This is a genomic window from Vibrio sp. Sgm 5, from assembly GCF_026241575.1.
GTDB classification, from domain to species: Bacteria; Pseudomonadota; Gammaproteobacteria; order Enterobacterales; family Vibrionaceae; genus Vibrio; species Vibrio jasicida.
Genome location: NZ_JAPHPY010000006.1, coordinates 1 through 14,786, shown reverse-complemented (window position 1 = coordinate 14,786; position 14,786 = coordinate 1). Strand labels below are relative to the sequence as shown.

The 14,786-nt window shown below is 47.0% G+C and carries 13 protein-coding genes; 11 read left to right on the top strand and 2 right to left on the bottom strand.

Annotated features, from left to right (window positions below; all coding sequences use genetic code 11):
- Positions 1-3: 3 nt before the first annotated feature.
- From OQJ86_RS04900 to OQJ86_RS04865, 8 genes are all read left to right on the top strand, one after another.
- Positions 4-3,096, top strand: a complete 3,093-nt coding sequence (locus OQJ86_RS04900; protein WP_265986845.1) for a tetrathionate reductase subunit A — start codon at positions 4-6, stop codon at positions 3,094-3,096.
- Between the two features lie 175 nt (positions 3,097-3,271).
- Positions 3,272-3,895 carry a c-type cytochrome gene (locus OQJ86_RS04895; protein ID WP_265986843.1) on the top strand — a complete coding sequence of 208 codons (624 nt, stop codon included), beginning with the start codon at positions 3,272-3,274 and terminating at the stop codon, positions 3,893-3,895.
- Positions 3,892-4,953 carry a c-type cytochrome gene (locus OQJ86_RS04890; RefSeq protein WP_265986842.1) on the top strand — a complete coding sequence of 354 codons (1,062 nt, stop codon included), beginning with the start codon at positions 3,892-3,894 and terminating at the stop codon, positions 4,951-4,953. Before OQJ86_RS04895 ends, OQJ86_RS04890 begins: the two co-directional genes overlap by 4 nt.
- A 150-nt stretch (positions 4,954-5,103) precedes the next feature.
- Complete coding sequence (locus OQJ86_RS04885; RefSeq protein ID WP_061035934.1) at positions 5,104-6,108, top strand: substrate-binding domain-containing protein; 1,005 nt, start codon at positions 5,104-5,106, stop codon at positions 6,106-6,108.
- Positions 6,109-6,240: 132 nt separating this feature from the next.
- Positions 6,241-7,572, top strand: a complete 1,332-nt coding sequence (locus tag OQJ86_RS04880; protein ID WP_038880656.1) for a paraquat-inducible protein A — start codon at positions 6,241-6,243, stop codon at positions 7,570-7,572.
- A complete protein-coding gene (gene pqiB, locus OQJ86_RS04875; protein WP_042602481.1) occupies positions 7,565-9,211 on the top strand; it encodes an intermembrane transport protein PqiB in 1,647 nt (548 codons plus the stop codon). The genes OQJ86_RS04880 and pqiB overlap by 8 nt, the downstream gene beginning before the upstream one ends.
- Positions 9,211-9,780 (top strand): PqiC family protein, encoded by a 570-nt coding sequence (locus OQJ86_RS04870; protein WP_265986841.1) that lies wholly within the window; start codon positions 9,211-9,213, stop codon positions 9,778-9,780. The genes pqiB and OQJ86_RS04870 overlap by 1 nt, the downstream gene beginning before the upstream one ends.
- Before the next feature lie 95 nt (positions 9,781-9,875).
- The gene (locus OQJ86_RS04865; protein WP_265986839.1) at positions 9,876-10,448 is read left to right on the top strand and encodes a TetR/AcrR family transcriptional regulator; all 573 of its coding nucleotides are present in this window, start codon (positions 9,876-9,878) and stop codon (positions 10,446-10,448) included.
- A gap of 118 nt (positions 10,449-10,566) precedes the next feature.
- On the opposite strand, the gene OQJ86_RS04860 is transcribed toward OQJ86_RS04865, so the two are convergent.
- Both OQJ86_RS04860 and OQJ86_RS04855 read right to left on the bottom strand, forming a co-directional pair.
- A complete protein-coding gene (locus tag OQJ86_RS04860; protein ID WP_104035580.1) occupies positions 10,567-12,069 on the bottom strand; it encodes an arylsulfatase in 1,503 nt (500 codons plus the stop codon).
- 9 nt (positions 12,070-12,078) lie between these two features.
- Positions 12,079-12,465: a DUF4345 domain-containing protein gene (locus OQJ86_RS04855; protein WP_042604029.1), complete on the bottom strand. Its 387-nt coding sequence runs from the start codon at positions 12,463-12,465 to the stop codon at positions 12,079-12,081.
- 439 nt (positions 12,466-12,904) lie between these two features.
- Here OQJ86_RS04855 and OQJ86_RS04850 point away from each other — a divergent pair, with 439 nt between their 5' ends.
- The 3 genes from OQJ86_RS04850 (at position 12,905) to OQJ86_RS04840 (ending at position 14,646) form a co-directional block, all read left to right on the top strand.
- Complete coding sequence (locus OQJ86_RS04850) at positions 12,905-13,684, top strand: hypothetical protein (protein ID WP_038880666.1); 780 nt, start codon at positions 12,905-12,907, stop codon at positions 13,682-13,684.
- Between the two features lie 82 nt (positions 13,685-13,766).
- Positions 13,767-14,249: an SRPBCC domain-containing protein gene (locus OQJ86_RS04845; RefSeq protein WP_038880668.1), complete on the top strand. Its 483-nt coding sequence runs from the start codon at positions 13,767-13,769 to the stop codon at positions 14,247-14,249.
- A 157-nt stretch (positions 14,250-14,406) separates the two neighbouring features.
- Complete coding sequence (locus tag OQJ86_RS04840) at positions 14,407-14,646, top strand: hypothetical protein (protein ID WP_042604030.1); 240 nt, start codon at positions 14,407-14,409, stop codon at positions 14,644-14,646.
- Positions 14,647-14,786: the final 140 nt, after the last annotated feature.

Here is a 14,786-nt window from a genome sequence, read left to right as displayed (position 1 = left end):
ATTATGGATAACAAACGCCGTCAGTTTTTGAAATCTGGCCTTGCAGTGGGCGGGCTTGGTGCCTTCGCTGCGGGCTACGCAACCACCACAAAACACATGGTAGAAGGTGCTATTCACGGCACTGCGGGTGAGAAAACCCGTGATATTCACCACGGCAACTCACTGGAGCCCGAATATAAGGTGAACGACAAGGGCAACTTAATCCCGAATCCAAATCAGCGTATTGCGCCATCAATGTGTTTTGGTTGTTGGAGCCTATGTGGTTTGCGCGTTCGTATCGACAATCGTAACGACGAGATCCTGCGCATTTCGGGCAACCCATACCACCCGTTATCACATCAACAGCACATACCATTTGAGACGCCAGTAAAAGACGCGTACTTGAGCTTGGCAGGGGAAAACGGTTTAGAGGGCCGTTCCACAGCATGTGCTCGCGGTAACGGCATGATGGAAATCCGTAATAGCCCTTATCGTATTACCCAACCACTGAAGCGTGTGGGCAAACGTGGTGAAGGCAAATGGGAACCAATCAGCTACGAGCAATTGGTGGACGAAGTCGTCAACGGTGGCGATCTGTTTGGCGAAGGTCATGTTGAAGGTTTGAAAGACATTCGTGACCTAAACACACCCGTTGATCCACAAAGCCCAGAATACGGCCCGAAAGCCAACCAACTGTTGATGACTAACGCCGGTAACGAAGGCCGTGACGACATCTTCAAACGTTTTGCTTTTAACAGCTTTGGTACGCGTAACTTTGGCCATCATGGTTCTTACTGTGGCTACGCTTTCCGCGCAGGCAGCGGCGCGTTTATGAATGATTTGGATAAGAACGCCCACTTAAAGCCAGACTTCGATAATGCCGAATACGTTATTTTTATTGGCATGTCACCAGCACAAGCGGGCAACCCGTTCAAACGTCAAGCCCGTCAGCTAGCCAAAGCGCGCACCGAAGGCAAACTGGAATACACCATTATCACGCCGAGCTTGCCAGCAGGTTCATCCAGCCTTGCTGCGGGCGATAATAACCATTGGATGCCAATTAAACCGGGCACCGATTCAGCCTTGGTTCTTGGCATGATTCAGTGGATCATCGCCAACGAACGCTACAACAAAACCTTCCTTGCTCAACCAGGAGCAACGGCGATGCAAAGAGCGGGCACGGCACATTGGTGTAATGCCACTCACCTTGTGATCAGCGATGAATCTCACCCACGTCACGGGCAATTCTTACGTGCATCTGAAATGGGCATGCCATTTGAAAGGGAAGCACTATCAGAGACAGATCCATATGTGATTGTCGATGCGCAAAGCGGCGAGTTGAGTGTACACAAGCAGGCGGGTGAAGCATCGTTGTTTGTCGACCAAGATGTAGAGCTGACATCAGGTGTCGTTCGCGTTAAGTCATCCTTGCAACGTTTGAAAGAGGAAGCGTTTAAATACGATCTGGACTTCTACAGCGAGCAATGTGAGATCCCAGCGGATCAAATCATCGCGCTAGCAAAACGCTTTACCAGTCATGGTACTAAAGCGGTTGTTGATACTCATGGCGGCAACATGCACACCAACGGCTTCTACAACGCCTTCACCATCATGATGCTCAATGCTCTGATTGGTAATATCAACATGAAAGGCGGCGCAATGGCGAAAGCAGGCGGTTATCCGACATCTGCCGCAGGCCCTCGTTACGACTTCACTCAATTTGAAGGCAAAGTGGGACCAAAAGGTGTGTTCCTTTCACGCAGCAAATTCCCTTATCAGAAAACCAGCGAATACAAACGTCGCGTGGAGGCGGGAGAATCCCCTTACCCGACTCGTGCACCTTGGTATCCGTTTGCAGCGCCTTTGCTTACCGAGCATCTATCGGCGGCGATCGATGGTTATCCATACCGAGTAAAAGCGTGGATCAACCATATGGCGAACCCAATCTATGGTGTGCCGAGTTTAAAAACGTTGCTTGAAGACAAGCTCAAAGATCCAAAGCAGCTTGGTTTGATTGTTTCTGTCGATGCCTTCATCAACGAAACCACTGCACTATCGGACTACATTGTGCCAGATACCGTCACTTACGAAAGCTGGGGCATGGCATCACCTTGGCATGATGTTCCAGTAAAAGCGGTGACGGCTCGCTGGCCAATCGTGGAAGCTCGCACAGAAAAAACCGCCGATGGTCGCAGTATTTGTCTAGAGAACTTCCTGATTGATATCGCCAAAAAGATGCAGCTAGGCGGCTTTGGTGACAACGCCATCAAAGACACGCAAGGTCGTTTACACGGTATTCACTCAGCTGAAGACTTCTATCTTCGCTCAGCAGCCAACCTTGCCTACGTCAAAGGTGGCGTTCCGGAAGTGAGTGCAGAAGACATTGCTTGGTCTGGTCTTGAGCGCCTGTTGCCAAGCATGCAAAAAGCACTAACACATGAAGAGATGAAGCGCGTGGCGTTCATTTTTGCTCGTGGTGGTCGTTTTGAAAACGCTACAGAAGCCTACAAAGGCGAACAAATGAAGTACAAGTGGTCGCGTCCTGTCGCGATTTGGAACGAGCGTGTTGGCAGTGCAAGAAACACCATGACAGGAGAGTTCTACAGTGGCTGTCCGACTTGGCATCCACAAAAGCTCGCAGATGGCACGCCACTTGAGACTCAGTACCCGAAAAACGAGTGGCCATTTAGTCTGACCAACTTTAAATCGAACATTCACAGCGCAGTATCCAACTTATCACCACGCTTAAACTCGATTAAAGGTGTTAACCCTGTCTATATCCATCCAACGGATGCCGCTGCGGTTGGCATTCAAACTGGCGACCATTTCGTGATTGAAACACCGGGAGCCAGCACTACCGCACTTGCAATGGTCATGTCTGGTATTCGCCAAGGGACGCTCGGTTTTGAACATGGCTTTGGCCACACAGAGCTAGGTCAGCGTGCGCACTGGATTGGTGATAAACAACAACCAGTGAAAACCAGCGGCAATGATGGCGTCAACATCAACGACGTAGGTTTGATTGACCCTACTCGTGAAGGTAAAGGTGTGATGCTGGACTGGGTGGTTGGTGCAGCAGCTCGTCAATCTCTGCCTGCGAAGATTCGCAAAGCGTAGCGATTCAGCCATCATTTGTTCGTTAGGCTTCTTCCCTTTTAGGGTGGAAGCCTTTCTTATTTCTGCAGTAAGCCGCAATGCCTCTCCACAAGATTTATGTGGATTTCCACAATAGCCACAACTAATAACAATACTCACAATAATGCGCTCAAATAATAATCAAATGTGAGTCAGCATGTTTCGTAACTTATCTTTGGCTGCGCTTTGCTTGAGTGCCGCCTCTTTCGCAGCCTATTCTGCACCACTCCCCGAACACGGTGAGATCTGTACCGGATGCCATGGTGTCGACGGTAAAGGCCAAGCAGGTATCGCACCTATGCTTGCCGGACTGAATGCCGACTATATGGAGAGCCAGCTCGAACTCTTCTCAAGCGATAAACGCCACAATGTCATCATGAAAGGCATGGCCGATGAGCTGAGTGACCCGACACTTCGTGCAGAAGTTCTGCAATATTTTGCTCAATTGCCGACTTGGGAATTTACCGACCTTGAGCAGCGCGGTGACCAAGCCGATATCAGCAACCCCTATCGCAAACTGGTTTATCAAGGAGACTGGGATAGAAACATTCCCGCTTGTTCAACTTGCCACGGCGCAAGTGGTATAGGCGTAGACAAATTCCCGCGCCTTGCGAGCCAACAAGCCGATTACTTACAAAACCAACTTCATGCTTGGAAGAACGGCACACGCAGCGGTGATCCGCTCAATATGATGGGCAGCATTGCGAAAAAGCTCACCGATAAAGAAATCGAAAACTTGTCTTACTACTTCGCTTCTTTGCGTTATGAGGAGTCGAAATGAAACTGATTTATTCCCTGCTGCTTGCAAGCATCTCTACCCTTGCACACGCCAGTGATACTGCAAACCATGAACTGCCAGATCGCCAAACCGAATTACCAGCAGTACAAAAGCACGCTGATACGCAATACCTTAAACCTCGCGATTTAAGCACCATCGAAAACGACGAATTTGGTCAGAAAGTAAAATACGGCTACTCACTGTTTGTGAACTCCCAGCAAATGCGTGGGCGTTATGTGGGTAACGAGCAAAACTGTGTAAACTGCCACATGGAAGCCGGACGTAAAGCCAACGCCGCGCCTCTGTGGGCAGCTTATATGGCCTACCCTGCTTATCGTAAAAAGAACGACAAAGTAAACAGTTACGCCGACCGTATTCAAGGCTGTTTCACCTATTCGATGAACGGTAAGCCACCAGCAAAAGACTCAAAGGAATTAGAGGCGCTCAGCGCTTATGCCTACTGGTTAGCATTGGGAGGCTTATTGGACCAATACGGTATGCAAGATGAGCCAGTTCCTGCCATCAGCACTGAACAATTATTAATGGGCGGTAAAGCAGAAGACTTTCCGTTGCCAGAAAAAATCGCTAACGCTTTGCCTACGGAGAAACGTGGCAACCTAGCAGGCCGTGGCTACCCAAAAATTGATAATCCAGAGCTTGAGCCTTCACCAGAGCGTGGCGCGCAAGTTTACGTCGACAACTGCGCGGCCTGTCATGGAGAAAGTGGTCAAGGCATTCACGATGAAAGCGGCCGGTCTTACATTCCACCTTTGTGGGGCGAATACGCTTACAACTGGGGCGCTGGTATGCACCGTATTAACACCGCAGCTTACTTCATCTACGAGAACATGCCTTTGGGTAAAAGCGTTCAATTGAGTAAACAAGATGCATGGGATGTCGCGGCTTACATCAATAGTCACGAACGACCACAAGACCCTCGCTACAAAGGTGATTTGCAAGCGAACGCGGCGAAGTACCACAACCACCAAGGGTACTACGGCAAAGAAGTGAATGGTCATGTTTTAGGCAGTAAAGCCTTCCCGCCAACCACGGTAGATTAAGGCGCAACTTCAATTCGACTAAAAGCGTGTTCACCTGAGCACGCTTTTTTGTTTTAAAACCTTGATACACCGCCACTATTCTCAATTGGGTGTTTGAGTTCATCCGCTGTGCATTGTTAAATGAAGCAAATTTCAGATCCTGAGTTCCCTATGGCTACCATCAAAGACGTCGCAAAAGAAGCTGGCGTATCCATTGCAACCGCCTCTCGCGTCATCAATAACGCCCCACACACCAGTGAATCCGCGATTGTCGCCGTCAAAGAAGCAATGACGAAACTAGGCTATCGCCCAAACGCCAATGCGCGCGCACTGGTCAGTAAATCGTCCAACGCGATTGGGGTATTGGTGAACGACGTTTCTGCGCCCTTTTTTGGCACCATGGTCAAAGCCATCGACACCATTGCCAGTGAGCAAGAGAAACAGCTTCTGATTGGCAGTGGCTATCATGATGCCGTGAAAGAGCGCAACGCGATCAACTTGCTGATCAACAGCCGCTGTGAATCTTTGGTCGTGCATAGCAAAGGCATGACAGATGCCGAGTTAGCCACGCTCGCCAATGAAATTCCGGGCATGGTGTTGATCAACCGTATCGTGCCAGACATCGCTTCACGCTGTATTGCGTTGGATAACCGAAAAGGCTCTTACATTGCCACTGAGCATTTGATTCGCAATGGACACGAACACATCGGCTATATCTGCTCAGGTCATGATATTGAAGATGCACGCGATCGCCGCGACGGCTATCTTGATGCTCTGCGAGATAACGGCATCAAGATTCGTGAAGAATACATCGAATACGGCGAGCCAGACGAAACCGGCGGTGAGCAAGGCATGGTAAACCTGATGGCGAAGAACACGCCCATCACTGCTGTTGCTACCTACAATGACTATATGGCCGCAGGTTGCATGACGTTACTGCAAGAAAACGGCATCCGTATTCCTGAAGACATGTCGGTGATTGGATTCGATGATGGCCATATCGCACGCTACATTTACCCTCGCCTAACGACCATTCGTTACCCAATTCAAGTCATGGCAAATGAAGCGGTCAAACTCTCACTTCAGTTAGTAAATAACGAAGAAGCCGAACGCACAGAACACAAATTGTTCATGCCAATTCTGGTCAGACGTGCTTCTGTTGGCAATATCAAATAACCTCAAACCAGCCTCACCGGCTGGTTTTTTCTATTAAACAGGTAAGAAGCTTGTAAAACATCCCCGCAAAAACAAGCGCATATCTTGAAAAAGGGTTATTCTTAGTGATTAAAAGTACGAAATAATAACTGAATGAGCATTCAACCCAATTCACGTCAATTAGTCTCCTGTGAGGAGTGCGGCTTGGTCGTTCGTATCCCAGATATCGAGCAAGGTCAAAAAGCGCAGTGTCCTCGTTGCGAACATTCGCTTACCAAAGTGAACGCGAAACCGTATCAAAGCGTCATTGCTGTATCGGTGGCTTGCTTGATCACCTTAGTTTTAAGTGTCTCATTCCCGTTTATGTCATTCAGTGTTCAAGGCTTATCTCAAGAGATTACCTTGATGCATGCCGCTAAGATGCTAGCCGAGTTTCATAACGCATTACTCGGGGCTTTGCTTCTGGCGACCGTCGTGGTGCTGCCCGCAATCTACGTCGGATTAATTCTGTTTTTACACCTTGAAGCCTTGAAGTCACTCAAGCATCCATTAGGTAAGAAGCAGATTCGCATGGCGAAAACCCTATGCCGGATCTTATTCCGTGTTGAACCATGGTTGATGGTCGATGTGTTCCTGATCGGTGTCTTAGTGAGCTTAATTAAAATCGCCTCATTGGCTGAGATTGGCATGGGTAGTTCATTTTGGGCATTCTGTGTTTACACCGTGCTGGTCGTGAAATGTATTTCAATGGTCGATAAGAGCTGGCTGTGGGGACACTTCATTCCTGCGATTGAACTGCCAAATGTGAAAGAAGGTGATACGCACCACAATGAAAACCACATTGGTTGTCACACCTGTCATCAACTCAACCCTATTGAAGACAAAAAACATCAAAAGTGTCTTCGTTGTGATAGCCCAATACACAAATACAACCCTACAGACAGCATGCAGAAAGCATGGGCCTTACTTTTTGCGGCAATCATTTTCTACATTCCAGCGAACCTTTATCCAATGATGTACACAGTGAGCCTCGGTCATTCCGAAGGCTCGACCATCATGGAAGGTGTGGTTCTTCTGTGGCAACTGGGCTCCTACCCTATTGCAGCGGTTATCTTCTTCGCCAGTGTGTTTATCCCAATGGCAAAAATGTTGGCACTCGCTTGGCTGTATTTCAACGCTCAAAAAGCACAATACTTGCCTCCTGAAGAAAGTATTTCACGCTTGAAAATCTACCGAATTACAGAATTTATCGGTCGTTGGTCGATGATTGATATTTTTGTTGTCGCTATTCTGGTTGCGCTCGTGCAGTTGCAAAACCTAATGGCGATTTACCCTGGTCCAGCAGCGCTTTCATTTGCTGCTGTGGTCATACTCACCATGCTCTCTGCAATGATTTTTGACTCGCGTTTGTTGTGGCAATTACCACAAAACGAAGCGCAGGAGCCAATGACTAATAACTTAAATGAGAAAGCCAAATATGAGTGATGAGAACAAGGCAACCGCTCAAATAAAACCGCAAAAGCAGGTCTCTGCGATTTGGATCATTCCGATCCTTGCGTTAGCGATGGGAGCGTGGATGCTGTTCCAATACATCAACAGCACAGGGCCAGAGATCACACTGAAATTACCAACAGCAGAAGGCATTGAAGTCGGTAAAACAGAGATCAAAGCACTGAACGTAAAAGTGGGCGTGGTTACTGACGTTAAACTCAGCAAAGACTATGACCACATCATCGCTACAGCACAAATGAACAAAGACGCGAAACGCATGCTGCGTGAAGACTCCATGTTCTGGGTCGTTAAGCCTCGTATTGGTCGTGAGGGCGTGTCAGGTTTAGAAACCCTGTTATCTGGTGCCTACATTCAACTTCAACCAGGCAATTCTCAGGTCGAAAAAGAGCATTTTGATGTTCTCGATGTGCCACCTGTCGCTTCCCCTGACGCAGAAGGTCTACGCATTGTTTTGACACACCGCGAAGCCGGAAAACTTGGCGTTGGTGACCCAGTGATCTACAAAGGCTTTACCGTGGGTCGAGTTGAAACCACTAGTTTCGATGTCGACACTCGCCGCGCTTTGTACCAACTGTTTATCTTCAAGCCATATGACAGTCTTGTGCGTACCAAAACTCATTTTTGGTTGAGCTCAGGTGTCGATTTGCAGCTTAATGCGGAAGGCTTTGAGGTGAAGTTCGGTTCACTAGAAAGCATGATTACGGGCGGCGTAACCTTCGATACCCTGCCAGGAATGGGCGCAGGAGATGAGCTTAAAGAAGACATGACACACTTCCGTTTGTTCGATGATGTTAAACAAGTGCGCGAAGGCATGTACGATGAATACATTCAGTTTGTGATGATGTTTGAAGAGTCTGTTCGTGGTCTGAAAGCTAAAGCACCGGTTGAATACCGTGGTTTACGCATTGGTACCGTTATCAAAGTGCCTATGCGAATGCCAACGCCAGAAGAAGACTTCTCCGCGAAGAAAATCCCAGTGCTTGTACGTATTGAGCTTGGCCGAGTTTATGAAAATTTACCATCAAGCCAACTGCCAAGGTTCAAAGAGAAGCTAAAAGAAGAGTTTGCCAAAGGTCTTCGCGGTACGCTGAAAACGGGTAACTTGTTAACGGGTGCACTGTATATCGATGCGGATTTCTATCCTGATGATGAACCTTACGTGCCGAGCCAATTTGAAGATTTAGATGTCTTCCCAACCAAACAAGGTGGCTTTGCTCAGGTTCAACGCCAAGTGAATGACTTCCTAACCAAGCTAAACAGCTTACCAATGGAAGACACGTTGAACTCACTGAACAAGACATTGAAGAACTCGGAAAAAACGCTTGCTTCAGCAGAGCGTGTTGCGAGCAGTGTGGATCGTCTCCTCAACCAAGAAGACACCAAAGCGATTCCAGCCGACATTCGTAAGAGCCTAGAACAGCTGCAAAGAACATTAGATGGCTACGGTCCGAACTCCACCATGTACAGTGAAATGGAGTCGACGCTGAAAGAGCTAGAACAAGTAATGACTGAGTTCAAACCAGTCCTTAAGCAGTTGAACGAAAAACCAAATTCATTGGTATTTGGCGAAGATGAAGTCAACGACCCAATCCCAGTTAGAGGACAAAAATAATGAAACGCGGACTTTTATTGATTTCTGCCCTTCTGGCAGGTTGCAGTAGCGCTCCTGAAGACATAGGCGCTTTGTATGTCTTACCGGAAGCAAGCTCAGCAAAGGTAAGCGACACCATGATTGCACAGCGTCCACAACTTGTGGTTCGCCCAGTTGAATTAGCAAGCTATCTTGCCGACAGTGGCATAGTGTATCGCGCTTCAGAGACCCAGATCATCCAAGCGAAACATAATCAGTGGGCGCACAGTATCTCTGAGCAAATTACTCAACGAGTGATCGCTGAACTGCGTGGCAAACAAACTCAATACTGGCCGGTAGACGTCAATAACCTGCTCGACCAGAGTGGCGAAAGCAAGCTTCAATTGTCACTGAGCAAGTTCAATGGCAGTTATGAGGGCAACGCTGAAATCGAAGGCGAATGGCTCATTGTTGATGCTAACGGCAAAGTGAAGACCAGTGCACCGGTAAAAATCAGTATGCCTTTACAAGATGAAGGCTACGATGCGCTTGTCGACGCATTATCGGTGGGTTTGAACAATCTGACAGACCACATCGCAGCTCAGCTATAACGCGCTTCGCCCATTCAGTTCTCTGAGTGGGCGATTGTTTCTCTCCTTGTTTTCCCGATACACTGTAACCCTGCCCTTTTAGTGAGTGATAAAAAATGAAAGACATGCGACAAGCGTTGCTCGATGCAGGATTGCATTTGATCAATGAACACGGCTTTGCTGGTGTGGGTTTAATGAAGATCATTAACGAAGCAGAAGGTACTAAAGGGTCGTTTTATCACTACTTCAAATCAAAAGAACACTTCGGTGCGATTTTGCTGCACGACTACTTTGAAACGCATCTCGAACGCTTAGGCCGCTTCCTTTCAGATGAAACAAAAACGCCGCAAGAACGTGTACAAGCTTACTTTGATGATTGGTGTGTGGTGAAGTTAACCGACGACTTTCGTATTCAGTGCTTAGTCGTCAAACTCGCAGGTGAAGTTTCTGGTCACGACACTGAAATGCAAAGTGAAATGGCTGCCGGCACTAAGAAAATGATTGAGAAAATGACGACTTTCTTTGAGCGCAGTAATCAAGAAGGCACGCTTAGTTTGTCTGCACCGGAACAAACAGCAAAAACACTGTTTAGCTTGTGGTTGGGTTATACCTTGCTTGCGGCAATGCAAAAGGATCGCGCAATTTTAGATGATGCGATGCAAACCACCGTTAAGCTCCTAAACGAGTAAGCAGAGCCTCTCACATACCCGGCAAAACACAGTGCAACACATATATCGAGAGAAACCATCAAGATAAAGACAACAAAGCCAGCATTTCGCTGGCTTTGTGTTTATTAGATGGGTAATGCTAATTCCCGACCCCACCGACGGTTTCTGCAGGTGTTTCTGGCGTCACTGGAGGCCACTTTTTGAAGGTTTCCAAATGCTGCTGAACTGCGGCTTGGGCAGGACCAAAGGCCCACATTTTCTGCCCCATCCATTTTAAGTACATACCGGATTCTTCTTCCGCTCGCTCATAAGGATCTTGGCGTAGGTTGAATAACAGTGGCGCATTCAACTCTTCTTTCGGACCACTCCAACCGTGGTTTTGTACCACAAAATGCGCTTTCCAATCTCCCACACGAACGGCTTGCAGTTTATCACGCTCATAGTAAAAGATTTCATTGCGATTAGATTTGCCGTTGTTAGTTAGCATTTCCATTTGGTTGTAGCCATCAAGGTGTGCTTTGTGGCCTTTGTAACCTTTCAGCATTTGCTGTTTTAAATCAGCAGGGCCACCAGCAGCTTCGACCAACGTCGGTAACAGATCCATCCCATCAAACATACCGTTGCTGACTTTATTGGCTGGGATTTTTTCAGGCCAACTGATCAAGAAAGGGGCTCTAACCCCACCCTCCCATGTTGTTCCTTTCTCACCGTGGAAAGGAGTCATGCCTCCGTCTGGCCACGTCATGATCTCAGGCCCGTTATCAGCGGTGAAGATCACTATGGTGTTGTCAGCAACGCCGAGTTCTTCAAGCTTCGCAAGCATTTCTCCAACGTGGTCATCGAGGTCTTTCATTACGACCTCTTGCAATCCCCAACCGTTAGTACCAAGCATCGCTTCATATTTTGGAGAGAGATGCGTCCATACATGACCTCTTGATGGGCAGTACCAAGTAAAGAAAGGTTTTTCGGCCTTCACCGCACGCTCAATAAAATCGATCGCACGCTTGTTGACCTCATCGTCAAGAGTACGCATTCGCTCAATGGTGAGAGCGCCATCATCTTTAATCGACTGACCGCCTTTTCCATCGGCTTTTGCATGAATCACATTACGTGGCGCAAACTTCTGGAAAGCTTCATCTTTTGGCCAATCAGGGTCTTCAGTGTATTCCATTGCGTTTAGGTGGTAAAGCCAACCCCAATACTCGTCAAAGCCGTGCATGGTTGGAAGAAACTCATCGCGGTCACCTAAATGGTTTTTTCCAAACTGCCCCGTAACGTAGCCAAGCTCTTTAAGTAACTCAGGTAGAGTTGGAGTATTTTGGTTAAGCCCAACAGGACCACCAGGCAGGCCGACAGTGTGCATGCCTGTTCTTACTGGTAATTGCCCAGTTAAAAAAGCAGAACGCCCAGCAGTACAGGATGGCTGAGCGTAATAATCGGTAAGTAACATGCCTTTTTCAGCAATGCTATCGATGTTTGGCGTCTGGCTACTCATCAACCCACGGTGATAAGCGCTGACGTTAGAGACACCAATATCATCAGTAAATATCACAAAGATATTGGGTTGGTCCTGCGCTGCGGTTACAGCGAAGGACGCCAATGAAGCTAATCCTAGCGCTATACGACGAAGTATCCCTTTCATAGATTTTCCTTATGCAGTTTGCTCTTCTTTTCTGATCATCTTCAGCCCCACTAAGCCAAAGCCGAACTCCAAAAATAGATACACGACTAACAACCAATGCGGCATTCCGTCTACTAGCAAACTCAAGAGCCTTCCCATCGCTAAGCCCCACATAAAAATGACCAAGCTATACAGTGCAGGTAGACGATATTTGGTGCTCATCGCCCCCATTACCCAAAACATAGAGAGCGCTAAATACAATCCCATGACCGCTCGGAAAATGTGGCTAACATTCACCGAGGATGCATCAATCCCAAATAAAAATGAGAGCGAGTCAACCGGTGAAAAACCATAAGAAAGTGCAATCGGGGTAAGACCTGCCGCAGCTAAGAGAAGAAAAATACTTTGAATTTTCATGACGTCTCCTGATTCGCTGTTTCACATACAGCGTAGTTAAATTAACAAATTAAACAAGTTGCATAGCTAATGGTTTTTTGAAAGAGGCTTGATGAAGCCTGTGTGTCTTTAAGCAAACATTAATAAAGGCGCCAAAATACACAAACCAGATAGCAGGACGTTTTCGATTTTCATCTGGGATTCTCCGTCAAATATCATTCCATCGACGTTGAATGTTGAACGCATTACCACGTTCTTCGATGGTCAAAGAATACATAATACAAACCGGTCGGTCTAGTGTTATTTACAAAAAGATCTTAGCTCGATCATAGAGAATTGGTATCACACTGAATTGAAAAGAAAGTTATCCATAAACCTGAGATTTTGAATTACTGCAATCCATGCTCTACGCTAATTTTGTGCAATTCATTTAATAACGATTACAAACACGGACGTTGATATGGCTAAGATGACCTTCCCTTCTATCGCCCTTATTTCCTCGCTTGCAGTGGCGCCAAGCGCAATAGCAGAAGATACGCAATCCTCACCAAGCAACTGGCAACACAGTGTCGAGATCTACATGCTCGCCTTAAATATCAATGGTGATACCACCATGGGTAACTTCTCTTCCAGTCTCGATGTCGATCCAAAGTTCATCATGGATCATCTCGACATTGGTGCTATGGCAAGACTTGAAGGGGTATATCAAAACAAATGGGGTTACTACATCGATTACAGTTTTATGGATCTCAGTGGTGACGTAAATAACCTGTCAGGTATTCTCCCTAATGTCAGTTATCGTGCTGATTTGGAGATCCGCCAAGGCGTTCTAGAAGCAAAAGCATTTCAGCGAGAAACCTACTCCTTCGGCATGATCGATTACATGTTTGGCTTACGTTGGTGGGATAACGACATCAAGGGCAAGGTTTACCGCAACGATAACCGCATTCTGGTGGATAGGCTCAACATCAAAGAAGACTGGGTTGATTTTCTAATGGGTGTTAGATGGATCAATGACCTAACCAAAGATTGGCGCTTTCATGCCAGCTTGGATGCCGGTTTAGGTAAAGACACCAACTTTACCTATGCGACCCAATTTGGTTTGCGTTACCACATTAATGATTGGTCAGACGTTAACCTCGCTTACAAATCCACTTGGGTTGATTACGTAAACGAAGGAACCTTTGAATACGATACCGCCTCGCACGGCTTCTTAATCGGTCTTGGTTTGTACTTTTAATCACTTTAGGGCGAAGTGTTTCGGCACTTCGTACCGGATTCTCCTAAGCTAATAAGAACGAGTGTCATAAGGTGTTGCTTAGATGAACAAACCGGAAGTTATCTGGCCGGATTATTATCATCCCAAACATTCTCATATTCATGTGCGTAGCCAAATCGAAATCCCTGAACCTCCCGAGGTTGTTTGGCAACACTTAGTTCGTGCTCATGAATGGCCCGCATGGCGAGACGGAAAAACCATGGTGCAGATCCTAAGTGGCGACAGCACATTGTGCAAAAACACCATGTTTCGTTGGAAAGCCTCTTGGCTAGACTTTCATTGTACGGTTGTCGAATACACACAGCATCAGCGCTTGGCTTGGAAAGGGAAAAAAGGCGGCGTTGATATGTATCACGCGTGGGTGTTGGAACCAACCAAAACCGGTTGCAGTATTGTCACCGAAAGCACACAACGTGGTGGCATGACTTGGCTTACCAAATACTTTGCACCAAAAAGGTTGAGAAGATACCAGCTCAAATGGCTAGAAGAGTTATGTCGTCAGTCTCATGGTCACTGCGGCAAATAAGCACCAATGCCCCCCGCCTACCGACGGATATGTACAATAAATGCTCCCTCCCTGATCTCAATCATATTTGAGACACATTGCATGAGATACCCTTAGCGAAAACTATAAAACCCAATCATATGACCCCATGGTCAATAGATAAGGCGCTTGAGCAGCAATGTCGATTAACATTTCAGATCTAACCACCGCATTAAGCAAGGTGGAGCACATCCACAAAGTTCAATTGGAAAACGTGCATCAGTTTTTTAAGTCTAACGAAACTTTCTCGGTAAAAGCCTTTAGCCAAATCGTGGCGACGGACTCTATTGATGAACGTTTTAAAGCTATCGACAAAGAATTTGCTTCACTTGGTGACGTTAAGACTTACTTGCTGGAAGCTTCTTACCTAGTAAGCTAAATGCCTCAAGAATAAAATTGTATGGTCCGCCCCGTTATTGCAACTACAATTTAGTAATAACGAAGTTGGTTTGCGCTAATGTATTCGGAGTCCACGTTGGGAACATTAACTTCCCCGCTCCACGATGATATCCGCGCCAG

Excerpts from the sequence above, each read along its gene's own strand:
- OQJ86_RS04895 (WP_265986843.1), top strand. The coding sequence starts at position 3,272 with ATGTTTCGTAACTTATCTTTGGCTGCGCTTTGCTTGAGTGCCGCCTCT.
- OQJ86_RS04885 (WP_061035934.1), top strand. The coding sequence starts at position 5,104 with ATGGCTACCATCAAAGACGTCGCAAAAGAAGCTGGCGTATCCATTGCA.
- OQJ86_RS04850 (WP_038880666.1), top strand. The coding sequence starts at position 12,905 with ATGGCTAAGATGACCTTCCCTTCTATCGCCCTTATTTCCTCGCTTGCA.
- OQJ86_RS04890 (WP_265986842.1), top strand. The coding sequence starts at position 3,892 with ATGAAACTGATTTATTCCCTGCTGCTTGCAAGCATCTCTACCCTTGCA.
- OQJ86_RS04880 (WP_038880656.1), top strand. The coding sequence starts at position 6,241 with ATGAGCATTCAACCCAATTCACGTCAATTAGTCTCCTGTGAGGAGTGC.
- OQJ86_RS04860 (WP_104035580.1), bottom strand. The coding sequence starts at position 12,069 with ATGAAAGGGATACTTCGTCGTATAGCGCTAGGATTAGCTTCATTGGCG.
- OQJ86_RS04855 (WP_042604029.1), bottom strand. The coding sequence starts at position 12,465 with ATGAAAATTCAAAGTATTTTTCTTCTCTTAGCTGCGGCAGGTCTTACC.
- OQJ86_RS04870 (WP_265986841.1), top strand. The coding sequence starts at position 9,211 with ATGAAACGCGGACTTTTATTGATTTCTGCCCTTCTGGCAGGTTGCAGT.
- OQJ86_RS04845 (WP_038880668.1), top strand. The coding sequence starts at position 13,767 with ATGAACAAACCGGAAGTTATCTGGCCGGATTATTATCATCCCAAACAT.
- pqiB (WP_042602481.1), top strand. The coding sequence starts at position 7,565 with ATGAGTGATGAGAACAAGGCAACCGCTCAAATAAAACCGCAAAAGCAG.
- OQJ86_RS04865 (WP_265986839.1), top strand. The coding sequence starts at position 9,876 with ATGAAAGACATGCGACAAGCGTTGCTCGATGCAGGATTGCATTTGATC.
- OQJ86_RS04900 (WP_265986845.1), top strand. The coding sequence starts at position 4 with ATGGATAACAAACGCCGTCAGTTTTTGAAATCTGGCCTTGCAGTGGGC.
- OQJ86_RS04840 (WP_042604030.1), top strand. The coding sequence starts at position 14,407 with ATGTCGATTAACATTTCAGATCTAACCACCGCATTAAGCAAGGTGGAG.